The organism is Microbacterium resistens NBRC 103078 (assembly GCF_001552355.1).
GTDB classification, from domain to species: Bacteria; Actinomycetota; Actinomycetes; order Actinomycetales; family Microbacteriaceae; genus Microbacterium; species Microbacterium resistens.
The window spans coordinates 1-12,567 of sequence record NZ_BCRA01000123.1; the positions used below are offsets into that span (position 1 = coordinate 1).

13 protein-coding genes are annotated in these 12,567 nt (G+C 71.6%); 12 read left to right on the forward strand and 1 reads right to left on the reverse strand.

The genetic code is table 11. The features are described 5' to 3' along the window. The 12 genes from aceB to trhO all read left to right on the forward strand — a co-directional run. Positions 1 to 1,412, forward strand: a 1,412-nt coding sequence (aceB, locus tag MR1_RS16465) for a malate synthase A (protein WP_067249455.1), incomplete at its 5' end; no start/stop codon positions are given. Then, positions 1,412 to 2,686, forward strand: coding sequence for a DUF6986 family protein (locus MR1_RS16470; RefSeq protein WP_067249460.1), 1,275 nt, complete (start codon positions 1,412 to 1,414; stop codon positions 2,684 to 2,686). The genes aceB and MR1_RS16470, both read left to right, overlap by 1 nt. Continuing rightward, positions 2,683 to 3,498 carry a bifunctional allantoicase/(S)-ureidoglycine aminohydrolase gene (locus MR1_RS16475; RefSeq protein WP_067249464.1) on the forward strand — a complete coding sequence of 272 codons (816 nt, stop codon included), beginning with the start codon at positions 2,683 to 2,685 and terminating at the stop codon, positions 3,496 to 3,498. Before MR1_RS16470 ends, MR1_RS16475 begins: the two co-directional genes overlap by 4 nt. 232 nt (positions 3,499 to 3,730) lie before the next feature. After that, entirely contained in the window at positions 3,731 to 4,531 is an 801-nt protein-coding gene (locus tag MR1_RS16480; RefSeq protein WP_067249467.1) for a hydroxypyruvate isomerase family protein, read from the forward strand. Next, the gene (locus MR1_RS16485; protein WP_255218181.1) at positions 4,531 to 5,442 is read left to right on the forward strand and encodes a 2-hydroxy-3-oxopropionate reductase; all 912 of its coding nucleotides are present in this window, start codon (positions 4,531 to 4,533) and stop codon (positions 5,440 to 5,442) included. Before MR1_RS16480 ends, MR1_RS16485 begins: the two co-directional genes overlap by 1 nt. A gap of 169 nt (positions 5,443 to 5,611) precedes the next feature. Beyond that, positions 5,612 to 7,399 carry a glyoxylate carboligase gene (gcl, locus tag MR1_RS16490; protein ID WP_067249475.1) on the forward strand — a complete coding sequence of 596 codons (1,788 nt, stop codon included), beginning with the start codon at positions 5,612 to 5,614 and terminating at the stop codon, positions 7,397 to 7,399. A gap of 19 nt (positions 7,400 to 7,418) precedes the next feature. Then, positions 7,419 to 8,552, forward strand: a complete 1,134-nt coding sequence (locus MR1_RS16495; RefSeq protein ID WP_067249478.1) for a glycerate kinase — start codon at positions 7,419 to 7,421, stop codon at positions 8,550 to 8,552. Between the two features lie 69 nt (positions 8,553 to 8,621). Further along, complete coding sequence (bcp, locus tag MR1_RS16500; RefSeq protein WP_067249481.1) at positions 8,622 to 9,095, forward strand: thioredoxin-dependent thiol peroxidase; 474 nt, start codon at positions 8,622 to 8,624, stop codon at positions 9,093 to 9,095. 243 nt (positions 9,096 to 9,338) lie between these two features. Further along, complete coding sequence (uraD, locus tag MR1_RS16505; protein WP_067249484.1) at positions 9,339 to 9,833, forward strand: 2-oxo-4-hydroxy-4-carboxy-5-ureidoimidazoline decarboxylase; 495 nt, start codon at positions 9,339 to 9,341, stop codon at positions 9,831 to 9,833. Beyond that, positions 9,830 to 10,174 (forward strand): hydroxyisourate hydrolase, encoded by a 345-nt coding sequence (gene uraH / locus MR1_RS16510; RefSeq protein ID WP_067249488.1) that lies wholly within the window; start codon positions 9,830 to 9,832, stop codon positions 10,172 to 10,174. Before uraD ends, uraH begins: the two co-directional genes overlap by 4 nt. Before the next feature lie 6 nt (positions 10,175 to 10,180). Then, entirely contained in the window at positions 10,181 to 11,128 is a 948-nt protein-coding gene (gene pucL / locus MR1_RS16515) for a factor-independent urate hydroxylase (RefSeq protein ID WP_067249491.1), read from the forward strand. Between the two features lie 203 nt (positions 11,129 to 11,331). After that, positions 11,332 to 12,222: an oxygen-dependent tRNA uridine(34) hydroxylase TrhO gene (gene trhO / locus MR1_RS16520; RefSeq protein ID WP_067249493.1), complete on the forward strand. Its 891-nt coding sequence runs from the start codon at positions 11,332 to 11,334 to the stop codon at positions 12,220 to 12,222. A 130-nt stretch (positions 12,223 to 12,352) separates the two neighbouring features. On the opposite strand, the gene MR1_RS20445 is transcribed toward trhO, so the two are convergent. Continuing rightward, the coding region (locus MR1_RS20445) for a hypothetical protein (RefSeq protein ID WP_217996241.1) at positions 12,353 to 12,567 on the reverse strand (215 nt) is incomplete at its 5' end.

Consider the following 12,567-nt stretch of genomic DNA (forward strand, 5'->3'; position numbering starts at 1 on the left):
CGGCCGTGATCCGCTCCGGCGACTGGCGCGTGGCCGAGGCGCCCGAGGCCCTGCGCGACCGCCGCGTGGAGATCACCGGCCCCGCGACGCCCGCCAAGATGGCCATCAACGCGCTCAACTCCGGGGCGAAGGTCTGGCTCGCCGACCTCGAGGACGCGAGCACCCCGCACTGGCACAACGTCGTCGACGCGCAGGTGGTCCTGCGCGACGCGGCGCGAGGCGCCCTCGCGCACACCTCGCCGGAGGGCAAGGAGTACCGCCTGCGCGAGGACGCGCCGCTCGCGGTCATCGTCGTCCGCCCGCGCGGATGGCACATGGACGAGCGCCACATCACGATCGACGGCGTTCCCGCCGTGGGGGCGCTCGTGGACTTCGGTCTGCACTTCTTCCACAACGCGTCCGTGCTGTCGGCTTCCGGACAGGGACCGTTCTACTACCTCCCGAAGATGGAGAGCCGCCTCGAGGCGCGGCTGTGGAACGATGTGTTCGCCTTCGCGCAGGAGCAGCTCGGGATCCCGTACGGCACGGTGCGTGCCACCATGCTCATCGAGACCATCCCGGCGGCGTTCCAGATGGAGGAGATGCTCTACGAGCTGCGCGATCACGCGTCGGGCCTGAACGCGGGTCGCTGGGACTACCTCTTCAGCGTCATCAAGTACTTCCGCGACGCGGGGGAGCGGTTCGTCCTGCCGGACCGGGCGAGCGTGGCGATGACGGCGCCGTTCATGCGCGCCTACACCGAGCTCCTGGTCCGCACCTGTCACCGCCGCGGCGCCTTCGCGATGGGCGGGATGGCCGCGTTCATCCCGAACCGGCGGGACCCGCACGTCACGGAGGCGGCGATCGCCAAGGTGCGCGCGGACAAGACGCGCGAGGCGGACGACGGGTTCGACGGGTCCTGGGTCGCACACCCGGATCTCGTCCCGGTCTGCCGCGAGGTGTTCGATGCCGTGCTCGGCGACCGTCCGAACCAGCTCGACCGGCTCCGGGAGGACGTCTCGGTCACCGCGGATCAGCTCCTCGACGTCGCGTCGGCGGGCGGCGAGGCCACCGAGGCGGGGCTCCGGACGAACCTGTATGTCGCGGTCGCCTACACCGCCGTGTGGCTGTCCGGGAACGGTGCCGTCGCGATCCACAACCTGATGGAGGATGCGGCGACGGCCGAGATCTCCCGCTCCCAGATCTGGCAGCAGGTCCGGGTGGGGACGACGCTCGCGGACACCGGTCGCGTGGTGACCCCGGCCCTGGTCGAGGAGCTCCTCGCCGAGGAGGTCGACCGCCTGCGCGGCGAGGTCGACGAGGCGGCGTTCGCGGAGTTCTACGAACCGGCCGCCCGTCTCGTCCGCGACCTCTGCCTGGAGGACGAGTACGTCGACTTCCTCACGACCGCCGCATACGAGCTGGTGAGCTGATGGCCGCGACGCTGAACGAGCAGGACCTCGCGGAGATCGACGCGCGTCTGGCCGACACCGACGCGTTGCTGCGCACCGCCTACCCGGGCGACGACGGCACGCGCCAGCCCGTGCACACCCTCTACGTCCCGGCGGACCGGTTCCGGCCGGGCCTCGCCGACGCTCTCGGCGCGGACGCCGTCGCGGCCGTGCGGTCCTTCGGGGGCACCGCGGCGCTCGCCGACGCGGTGGGTCTCGGGCACCTCGCCGAGGATCTCGCGCCACTCGTGGACGCCAAGCTCCGCCGCGAGCCCGTCGAGGACCTGCGGCTGGACTTCGAGGACGGCTACGGCGCGCGGCCGGACGACGAGGAGGACGCGGACGCGGTCCTCGCCGCCGAGCGCGTGGCCGAGGCGGTCGCCGCGGGCACCGCACCGCCGTTCATCGGGACCCGGTTCAAGTGCTTGGAGGCGCCGACGCGGCGCCGCGGCATCCGCACCCTCGATCTGTTCCTCACCACGCTCGTCGCGAACGGCGGGCTCCCGGACGGCCTCGTGCTGACCCTGCCGAAGGTCACCACCGTCGCCCAGGTCGAGGCGATGGTCGCGCTGTGCGAGGCGTTCGAGGAGCGGCTGGGGCTGGCTCCGGGCCGTCTCCGGTTCGAGGTGCAGATGGAGACGCCCCAGCTCATCTTGGCGGCGGACGGGACCGTGCCGGTCGCCGCCCTGCTGCACCGGGCACCCGGCCGCATCACCGCCCTGCACTACGGCACCTACGACTACAGCGCCTCCCTGCAGATCGCGGCGGCGTACCAGTCGATGGAGCATCCGGCGGCGGACTACGCCAAGCAGGTGATGCAGGTCGCGGTCGCCGAGACCGGCATCCGGCTGTCCGACGGGTCCACCAACGTCATCCCGGTGGGGGACCCCGACCACGTGCGCGAGGCCTGGCGCCTGCACGCCCGCCTCGTCCGGCGCTCGCTGGAGCGCGGCTACTACCAGGGGTGGGACCTGCACGCGGCCCAGCTGCCGACGCGGTACCTCGCGACCTACGCCTTCTACCGGGAGGGGTTCGCGTCGGCGGCCGCACGGCTGCGCAACTACCTGCACGGCGGGGACGAGGCGATCATGGACGAGCCGGCCACGGCCCGCGCGCTCGCCCGCTTCGTCGTCCGCGGCGTGGAGTGCGGGGCGATCACCGAGGACGAGGTGCAGGGCGCCGCCGGGTCCTCGCGCGAGGCCCTGATCCGCCTCGCGCACCCGAAGCTCGCCCTGTCCGACAAGGAGGACCGATGACGTACACGTACTACACCCCGGCCGGCGGGCTGCCCCCGCAGACGGCTCTGCTGACCGACCGCGCGATCGTGAAGCTCGCCTACACCGTCATCCCGAAGGGCGTGCTGCGCGACATCGTCACCAGCACCCTCCCGGGCTTCACGAACACGCGCGCGTGGATCATCGCGCGCCCGACGCCGAGCTCGGCCACGACGTTCTCGCAGCTCATCGTGGAGATCGCCCCCGGCGGCGGTGCGGCGAAGCCCGAGGCGGAGGCGGGGGTCGAGGGCGTGGTGTTCGTGACCGCCGGATCCCTCACCCTGACGCTGGAGGGCGAACGCCACGTCCTCGAGCCCGGCGGGTACGCGTTCCTCGCCCCGGGCGCCGACTGGTCGCTGGCCAACGAGGGCGAGGAGCTCACGAGCTTCCACTGGATCCGCAAGGCCTACGAGTACCTCGACGGCGTGCCGGCGCCCGCGTCCTTCGTCACGCGCGACCAGGACGTCGAGCCGGTGCCGATGGTGGGGACCGACGCGTGGGCCACGACGCGCTTCACCGACTCGAGCGACATCGCGCACGACATGCAGGTGAACATCGTCACCTTCAAGCCCGGGGGCTCCATCCCGTTCGCGGAGACGCACGTCATGGAGCACGGCCTGTTCGTGCTCCAGGGAAAGGCCGTGTACCGCCTCAACGACGACTGGGTCGAGGTGGAGGCCGGCGACTACATGCTGTTGCGTGCCTTCTGCCCGCAGGCCTGCTACGCGGGCGGCCCGGAGGACTTCCGCTACCTGCTCTACAAGGACATGAACCGCCAGATCGCGCTCACCTGAGTCGATGCGCCCCGAGCCGTCGGGGTCCCGGAGCCTCCGGGACCCCGACGGCTTCGTCGTTCCCGCCGAGGCTGGCCGCCAGCCCCGGGCGCGGGGTGGCACGGCGGCGGGCGGCCGTGGCGGCGGGAGGCGCGGCCGACCCTTGACGGCGGGCGGGTGACTCCGTAAGCTTTCGTCTAGTAAAAGTTCTCTTCCGAATAGTGGAAGTCAGGGCGATGAAGGGACCTCGACGATGACGTACACCGTGAACTGCTCGATCCTCCTCACGGAGCTGCCGCTGCTCGAGCGGCCGGCGGCGGCCAAGGCGGCCGGCTTCGACGCGGTCGAGTTCTGGTGGCCCTTCGCCACGGCCGTCCCGGCGGACGCCGACGTCGACGCGTTCGTCTCCGCGATCCGCGACGCGGGCGTGCAGCTGACCGGGCTGAACTTCTTCGCGGGCGACATGCCCGCCGGCGACCGCGGCCTCGTCTCCTGGCCCGCCCGCTCGGCGGAGTTCCGGGACAACCTCGCGGTCGTCGCCGGGATCGGCGACGCTCTCGGCACGAAGGGGTTCAACGCGCTGTACGGCAACCGTGTGGACGGCGAGGACCCCGCCGCGCAGGACGACCTCGCCGTGGAGAACCTGGCGCTCGCGGCCCGGGCGGTCGCTCCGATCGGCGGCACCGTGCTCGTGGAGCCGGTCAGCGGCGCCGACCGCTATCCGCTGCGCACCGCCGCGGATGCCCTCGGCGTGATCGAGCGCGTGCGGAGCGAGCAGGGCGAGTCGAACCTGGGGCTGCTGGCCGACTTCTACCACCTGGCCGTCAACGGCGACGACGTGCCCGCGGTCATCGAGGCCCACGCGGGCGGCTTCGCCCACATCCAGATCGCCGACGCGCCGGGCCGTGGCGCCCCCGGCAGCGGGAGCGCTCCGCTGGACGACTGGATCGCCCGCAGCCGCGAGCTCGGCTACGCCGGGCCCATCGGCCTGGAGTACAAGGCTCCGCAGGAGAGCGCCTTCGACTGGATCCGCGCGGGCGCCGCCGCCCGCTGATCCGCCCAGACACCGACGCAGCAAAGGACACCGACATGACCAGCATCGCCATCATCGGCCTCGGCATCATGGGTCTGCCCATGGCCAAGAACCTCGTCAAGGCCGGCTACGACGTCACCGGGTACAACCGGAGCCAGGAGCCGATCGACGCCCTCGTCGAGGCCGGCGGCACGGGCGCGTCCGGCATCGCCGAGGCCGTCGCGGACGCGGACGTCGTCATCACCATGGTGCCCGACTCCCCGGACGTCGAGGGGGTCGTGCGCGGCGAGGACGGCGTCTTCGCGAACGCCAAGGCCGGCGCCCTCTGGATCGACAACTCCTCCATCCGTCCCGACGTCGCCAAGACGCTGGCCGAGGAGGCCGTCGCCGCCGGGCTCGGCGTCGTCGACGCCCCCGTCTCCGGCGGCGAGCAGGGCGCGATCGACGGGGTGCTCTCGATCATGGTCGGCGGCAGCGCCGAGGACTTCGCGAAGGCCGAGCCCGTGCTGAACGCGATCGGCAAGACGATCGTGCACGTCGGGCCGTCCGGCGCCGGCCAGACCGTCAAGGCGGCCAATCAGCTGATCGTGGCCGTCAACATCCAGGCGCTCGCCGAGGCGATCACGTTCCTGGAGGCCTTCGGCGTCGACACCGACGCCGCGCTGACCGTCCTCGGCGGCGGCCTCGCGGGCTCCAAGGTCCTCGATCAGAAGGGGAGGAAGATGCTCGATCGCGACTTCGCCCCCGGCTTCCGTCTCGCCCTCCACAACAAGGATCTGGGCATCGTCACCGCCGCTGCGCGCCAGGCCGGGGTCACCGTCCCGCTGGGCGCCGCGGTCGCACAGCTCGTGAACGCCCTCGTCGCCCGCGGCGACGGCGGACTCGACCACTCCGGGCTCTTCAAGCTCACCACCGAGCTCTCCGGCCGCTGAGCTCGGACGTTTCGACTCGCTTCGCTCGCTCAACGGCCGGACCGTACTTCCGTTCGTTGAGCGAGGAGCGAAGCGACGAGACGAAACGCCCCACCCGGGACCGCGTTTCGACTCGCTTCGCTCGCTCAACGACCGTCACCGACCGGTACACACATCTAAGGAAACTCCCATGACCCGTATGCGCGCAGTGGACGCCATCGTGCAGATCCTCGTCAAGGAGGGCGCCGACGAGGCGTTCGGCCTGCCCGGGGCTGCGATCAACCCCCTCTACTCCGCGATGCGCGCCCACGGCGGCATCCGGCACACGCTCGCCCGCCACGTCGAGGGCGCCTCGCACATGGCCGACGGCTACAGCCGCACCGGCGACGGCCGGATCGGCGTGTGCATCGGCACCTCGGGGCCGGCCGGCACCGACATGATCACCGGCCTGTACGCCGCGATCGCCGACTCCATCCCGATGCTGTGCATCACGGGCCAGGCGCCGGTCGCGAAGCTCGACAAGGAGGACTTCCAGGCCGTCGACATCGCGTCGATCGCGAAGCCGGTGACGAAGTTCGCCAAGACCGTGCTCGAGGGCGCCCAGGTCCCCGGCGTCTTCCAGACGGCCTTCCAGGTCATGCGCTCCGGCCGCCCCGGCCCGGTGCTGATCGACCTGCCGTTCGACGTGCAGATGACCGAGATCGAGTTCGACATCGACACCTACGAGCCGCTGCCCGTGGCGAAGCCCGTCGCCACCCGGGCGCAGGCCGAGAAGGTGCTCGACATGCTCGTCGCGGCCGAGCACCCGGCGATCATCGCCGGTGGCGGCGTCGTGAACTCGGGCGCGTCCGCCACGCTCGTCGAGCTCGCCGAGACCCTGGGTGTGCCCGTGTTCCCGACCCTGATGGGCTGGGGCGCGATCGCCGACGACCACCCGCTCGCCGCGGGGCTGGTCGGCATCCAGACCTCGCAGCGCTACGGCAACGCGAGCTTCCTCGAGTCCGACTTCGTGCTCGGCATCGGCAACCGCTGGGCCAACCGCCACACCGGCGGGCTGGACACGTACCGCAAGGGCCGCACGTTCGTGCACGTCGACATCGAGCCGACGCAGATCGGCCGCGTCTTCGCACCCGACTACGGCGTGGTCTCGGACGCGGGCGCGTTCATCGACGCCCTGCTCGCGGCCGCCCGCGACCGCGTCGCCGAGCTGCCCGACTACAACGGCTGGGCGCAGGAGTGCCGCGACCGCAAGGCGCGCCTGCTGCGCAAGACGAACTTCGACGACGTGCCGATGAAGCCGCACCGCGTGTACCAGGAGATGCTCTCGGCGTTCGACCGCGACACCACCTACGTCACCACGATCGGCCTGTCGCAGATCGCCGGCGCGCAGCTGCTGCACGCCTATGGCCCCCGCAAGTGGATCAACGCCGGGCAGGCGGGCCCGCTGGGCTGGACCGGCCCCGCAGCCCTCGGCGTCGTGCGCGGCAAGCCCGGCGAGCAGGTCGTCGCGCTCTCGGGCGACTACGACTTCCAGTTCATGATCGAGGAGCTCGCCGTGGGCGCGCAGCACAAGCTGCCCTACATCCACGTCGTGGTGAACAACAGCTACCTGGGTCTGATCCGTCAGTCGCAGCGCGGTTTCGAGATGGACTACGAGGTCTCGCTGGCCTTCGACAACGTCAACACGCCGAAGGACTCGTCCAGCGTGGCCGAGGGCTACGGGGTGGACCACGTCAAGGTCGCCGAGGGCTTGGGCTGCAAGGCCCTGCGCGTGGAGCGTCCCGAGGACCTCGCCGCCGGCTTCGCCGAGGCGCAGCGCCTGCGGGACGAGTTCCAGGTGCCGGTGGTCGTCGAGGTGATCCTCGAGCGCGTGACCAACATCGCCATGGGGGCCGACCTCGACACCATGACGGAGTTCGAGGACCTCGCGTCGGTGCCCGAGGACGCGCCCGAGGCCGTCTACGCCCTTCTCGACTGAGAGCGGACGGGGCACGCCCATGCGCATCCTCATCGCCTCGGACAAATTCAAGGGCTCCGCGACGGGACCGGAGGTGGCCGCCGCGCTCGCCGAGGGGATCGCGCAGTCCGCGCCGGGGACCGTGGTGGACGCGGTCCCCGTGGCCGACGGCGGCGAGGGGACGGTGGACGCCGCCCTCGCCGCCGGGTTCGAGGAGGTCCGCGTCACGGTCACCGGCCCCACCGGCAGGCCCGTCGAGGCGCGCTTCGCCGTGCGGGGCGAGCAGGCGGTCATCGAGATGGCCGCGGCGAGCGGACTGGAGCTGCTCCCGGGCGGTGTCAAGGACCCGCTCGGCGCGACGAGCCGGGGCACCGGCGAGCTGATCCTCGCCGCCCTCGACCGGGGCTGCACGTTCCTCGTCCTTGCGGTCGGCGGCAGCGCGAACACCGATGCCGGCGCGGGGATGCTCCAGGCGCTCGGGGTGAGCGTGCGGGATGCGGCAGGGCGTGAGGTCTCCGGCGGCGGGGGGAGCCTCGCCGCGGTCGACGTCGTGGACGTGACCGGGCTGGATCCTCGCGTGGAGCGGACGCGCGTGGTGCTCGCCAGCGACGTGGACAATCCGCTGCTCGGCGAGCGCGGGGCGTCGGCGGTCTTCGGACCGCAGAAGGGCGCCGCGGGCGACGACGTCGCCGTGCTGGACGCCGCGATGGCGCGCTTCGCCGGACTGCTGGAGCAGCAGCCGGGCGTCCGCGCATCGTCCGAGGCGGCGGGCGCGGGAGCCGCGGGAGGGGTCGGGTACGCGGCGCTCGCCGTGCTCGGCGCGCAGCGGCAGCCCGGCGTCGAGGTCGTGCAGCGGTTGACCGGCCTCTCCGAGCATCTCGTCGGCGCCGACCTCGTCGTGACGGGGGAGGGGAGCCTCGACGACCAGAGCCTGGGCGGCAAGACGCCGCTCGGCGTCGCGGCCGCCGCGCGTGCGGCGGGCATCCCTGTCGTCGCGGTGTGCGGCCGGACCACGCTCGATGCCGATCAGGCGGCCTCGGCCGGCTTCTCCCGGGTCTACGCTCTCAGTGAGCTCGAGCCGGACCCCGACAAGAGCATGGCCGGTGCCCGGCGGCTCCTCGAGGAGGTCGGACGCCGCATCGGCGCCGAGGCCGCGGGGATCATCCGGTCCTGACCGGATCCCCGACACGGCGGGGCCGAGGACGGCGTCGCCGGATCACCGCAGGATGAGAGAGGACGGAACATGACCACTGCCGAACGACTCGAGGCCGGTCAGCCGGCGCCGGACTTCGCACTGCCGGACGCCGAGGGGCGCGTGCGGCGTCTGTCGGACCTGCGCGGCACGCCGGTGATCGTGTACTTCTATCCGGCCGCCTTCACGCCCGGCTGCACGACCGAGGCCTGCGATTTCCGCGACAACCTCGCCTCGTTCCAGGGATCGGGCTACGCGGTGCTGGGCATCTCGCCCGATCCGGTCGCGAAGCTCGCGGAATTCGCCGCGGCCGAGCATCTGAGCTTCCCGCTGCTGAGCGACGAGGACGCCGCCACCGCCAAGGCCTGGGGCGCGTGGGGCCCGAAGACGATCAACGGGAACACGTTCGACGGTCTGCTGCGCTCGACCTTCGTGATCGACGCGGAGGGCCGCGTGCAGTCCGCCGAGTATGAGGTGTCCGCCGAGGGGCACGTCGCTCGCCTCCGCGAGGCTCTCGGCGTCTGACGTCGGCATCCTCCTCTCGAGTGGTCAGTTTCTGTGGGTTCGCGGCGCCGAAACCCACAGAAACTGACCACTCGATTGCGTGGGGGAGGCGACGCACGAAAGTCTTGTCTTCGAGGTCGAGTCGGGTTAGAGTTGTCGCATGCTGAAATAACAGTTCCACGATACGAAACCGAGAGCAGGATCCTCGGGATCGTATTTCCGTACACCGTGGATGCCAGCATGAAAGAGAAAGCAGTTCGAGCAATGTTGCTTGAGGAGTTCAACAGAGCCGATCGCTCCGTCGCGATCGCCGCTCTCCGACCGTGCGTCGACGTGACGCGCTGGTGCGAGCACCTCGTCGATCATCGCCCCTACGACTCGGTCGAGTCCCTCGTGGCGGAGGCGGCCGTGGCCGCCGACCCGTTCACGGCGGAGGAGATCGAGGCGGCCTTCGTGCATCATCCCCGCATCGGGGAGCGCCCGAAGGGCGAGGGCGCGGAAGCGGCGCTGTCCCGGTCCGAGCAGTCGGGGGTCGACACCTCCGAGGCGGTCCAGGAGGCGCTGCGCGAGGGCAACCTCGCCTACGAGGAGCGCTTCGGCCGGGTCTTCCTGATCCGCGCCGCGGGCCGCAGCGCGGACGAGATCCTCGCCGCGCTGAGGGAGCGCCTGGCCAACGACGACGACGCCGAGGCGGTCATCGTCGCCCAGCAGCTGCGGGAGATCGCGCTGCTCCGATTGAAGGGAGTGGTCGCCGCATGACCGCCGTGTCCCACATCACGACCCACGTGCTCGACGCCGTCCAGGGCCTTCCCGCCCCGGGCGTCGCCGTGCAGCTCACCGCCCTGCGCGACGGCGAGTGGCAGTCCGTGGCCGACGCGGTCACGGACCAGGACGGGCGGGCCAAGCAGCTCGGTCCCGAGCGCCTGCCGGCCGGCACCTACCGCCTCCGCTTCGACACCGGCGCGTACTTCGCCGCGCGCGGCATCCCCACCTTCTATCCCGAGGCTCTGCTCACCTTCGTCGTCGACGACGAGGAGCGGCACTACCACGTGCCGCTGCTGCTGAGCCCGTTCGCCTATTCGACGTACCGAGGAAGCTGAATCATCATGACCGACACCCTGATCACCACCGCGACCGCCCCCGCCGACAGCGCCGCCGACGGCATCGTCCTCGGGCCGAACCAGTACGGCAAGGCCGAGGTCCGCGTCGTCAAGGTCACCCGCGACACCGACCGTCACGAGATCGAGGACCTCAACGTCACCTCGCAGCTGCACGGCGACTTCGCCGGGGCCCACCTCGCCGGCGACAACAGCCACGTCGTGGCGACGGACACGCAGAAGAACACCGTCTTCGCCTTCGCCCGCGACGGCGTCGGGTCTCCGGAGGCCTTCCTGCTTCGCCTGTCGGACCACTTCACCGGCGAGTTCGACTGGGTCACCGGCGGCCGCTGGGAGGCCGAGAGCTACGCCTGGGAGCGGATCCTCGTCGACGGCGAGGGGCACGACCACTCCTTCGTCCGCAAGGGGCAGGAGACCCGCACCGCCTTCGTCTTCGCCGACGGGGACGAGCGTCACGTGTTCGGCGGGCTCAAGGGCCTCACGGTCCTGAAGACCACCGGGTCCGGGTTCGAGGGCTACCCGCGCGACCGCTACACGACGCTGCCGGAGACCACCGACCGCATCCTCGCCACGGATGTCAAGGCGCGGTGGCGCTACGTCCCGGGTACGCGTGACCTCGACTTCACCGCGGTGTACGAGGACGTCAAGCGCATCCTCCTCGAGGAGTTCACGCGCCGTTACTCGGCCGCGCTGCAGACGACCCTGTTCGACATGGGGCGCGCGGCGCTGGCCGCGCACCCGGAGATCGCGGAGATCCGGTTCTCGATGCCGAACAAGCACCACTTCGTCGTCGATCTGGCCCCCTTCGGCCTGGACAACCCGAACGAGGTGTTCTTCGCCTCCGACCGTTCCTACGGCCTGATCGAGGCCACGGTCACCCGCGAGGGCCAGGCCGAGGTCCCGGCGGCCTGGGCGGCGGCGACCGCGTTCTGCTGAGACCCCCAGCTCGGCAGATACCGCTGAGTCCCACGCTCAGCACCACCATTCCGGGTGCGGCGGTCGACGGAGCCCGACCCGCCCGGAAGCCCGGAGACCCCGCGTGCGCGCCGCGTACGCGGGGTCTCCTGCGTCGGCGGGGGCCGGGGACGGCGGTGGGTCCCGTTTCGACAGCGGGTCGCGTCGTTTGGGAGAATCGCTCGATGGCCACCCCGAAGATCGTGCTCTTCTACGCGTTCACCCCGCTGGCCGACCCCGAGGCGATCCGGCTGTGGCAGCGCGACCTGTGCGATGCCCTGCACCTGCGCGGCCGCATCCTCATCTCCCCGGACGGCATCAACGGCACCCTCGGCGGCGACCTGCCGGCCGTCAAGCGCTGGCTGCGCTCCTTCCGGTCCTACGCGCCCTTCCGCGACGCGGACGTCAAGTGGAGCGAGGGCACCGCGGTGGACGCCGACGGCTACAGCGCGGACTTCCCGAAGCTCAGCGTCAAGGTCCGCGACGAGATCGTGTCGTTCGGCGCACCGGGCGAGCTCCGGGTGGACGAGCGCGGGGTCGTCGGCGGGGGAGCCCGCCTGACGCCCGAGGCGCTGCACGAGCTCGTCGCGGAGCGCGGCGAGGAGGTGGTGTTCTTCGACGGCCGCAACGCGCTGGAGGCGCAGATCGGGCGGTTCCGGGGCGCGGTCGTCCCGGACGCCGAGACGACGCGGGACTTCGTGGGGCTGCTCGACTCGGGCGCGTTCGACGACCTCAAGGGGCGTCCGGTCGTGACCTACTGCACCGGAGGGATCCGGTGCGAGGTGCTGTCGGGGCTCATGCGCTCGCGCGGCTTCGGCGAGGTCTATCAGCTCGACGGCGGCATCGTCCGGTACGGCGAGCGATTCGGCGACGACGGGCTGTGGGAGGGATCCCTCTACGTGTTCGACGGGCGGGGGTCCGTCGACTTCAGCGACCATGCGGCGGTGATCGGCGAGTGCGCCGGGTGCGGTGCGGCGACGAATCGCACCGCGAACTGCCCCGATGCGTCGTGCCGTCGTCAGTTCGTGGTCTGCCCCGCCTGCGTCGCGGTCCCCTGCTCCGCCCACGCGGCCTGACCCGCAGTTCGCCGAGACCCCCTTCCGGCGACGAAACCCCCTCGCAGATGCGTGTGTGAGAGGGGGTTTCGGCGCCCAGAGGGGGTTTCGCCGGAAAGTGGAGAGGGGAGAGGGAGAGGGAGCCGGGGGATCAGGAGACGGAGGCCGCGGTGAGGCGTCCGCCGAAGAGGGAACGGGGAGCCAAAGCCGCGAGGATGCGGTCGCGTGCGCTCACGCCGCTGGCAAGGTCCGCGCGGATCCGCCGTACGGCCGATGCGAGCTCCGCTCCGTCGGCGGCCGGGCTTTCCGTACGGGCTGCGACGGGCGCCGGGTCGTTCCCGCCGGCCGGCCGGCCGCTCCCCGCGG

Bases quoted from the DNA above. Each gene is read 5' to 3' on its own strand.
- MR1_RS16470 (WP_067249460.1), top strand. From the start codon at position 1,412: ATGGCCGCGACGCTGAACGAGCAGGACCTCGCGGAGATCGACGCGCGT.
- MR1_RS16475 (WP_067249464.1), top strand. From the start codon at position 2,683: ATGACGTACACGTACTACACCCCGGCCGGCGGGCTGCCCCCGCAGACG.
- MR1_RS16480 (WP_067249467.1), top strand. From the start codon at position 3,731: ATGACGTACACCGTGAACTGCTCGATCCTCCTCACGGAGCTGCCGCTG.
- gcl (WP_067249475.1), top strand. From the start codon at position 5,612: ATGACCCGTATGCGCGCAGTGGACGCCATCGTGCAGATCCTCGTCAAG.
- MR1_RS16495 (WP_067249478.1), top strand. From the start codon at position 7,419: ATGCGCATCCTCATCGCCTCGGACAAATTCAAGGGCTCCGCGACGGGA.
- bcp (WP_067249481.1), top strand. From the start codon at position 8,622: ATGACCACTGCCGAACGACTCGAGGCCGGTCAGCCGGCGCCGGACTTC.
- uraD (WP_067249484.1), top strand. From the start codon at position 9,339: ATGTTGCTTGAGGAGTTCAACAGAGCCGATCGCTCCGTCGCGATCGCC.
- uraH (WP_067249488.1), top strand. From the start codon at position 9,830: ATGACCGCCGTGTCCCACATCACGACCCACGTGCTCGACGCCGTCCAG.
- pucL (WP_067249491.1), top strand. From the start codon at position 10,181: ATGACCGACACCCTGATCACCACCGCGACCGCCCCCGCCGACAGCGCC.
- trhO (WP_067249493.1), top strand. From the start codon at position 11,332: ATGGCCACCCCGAAGATCGTGCTCTTCTACGCGTTCACCCCGCTGGCC.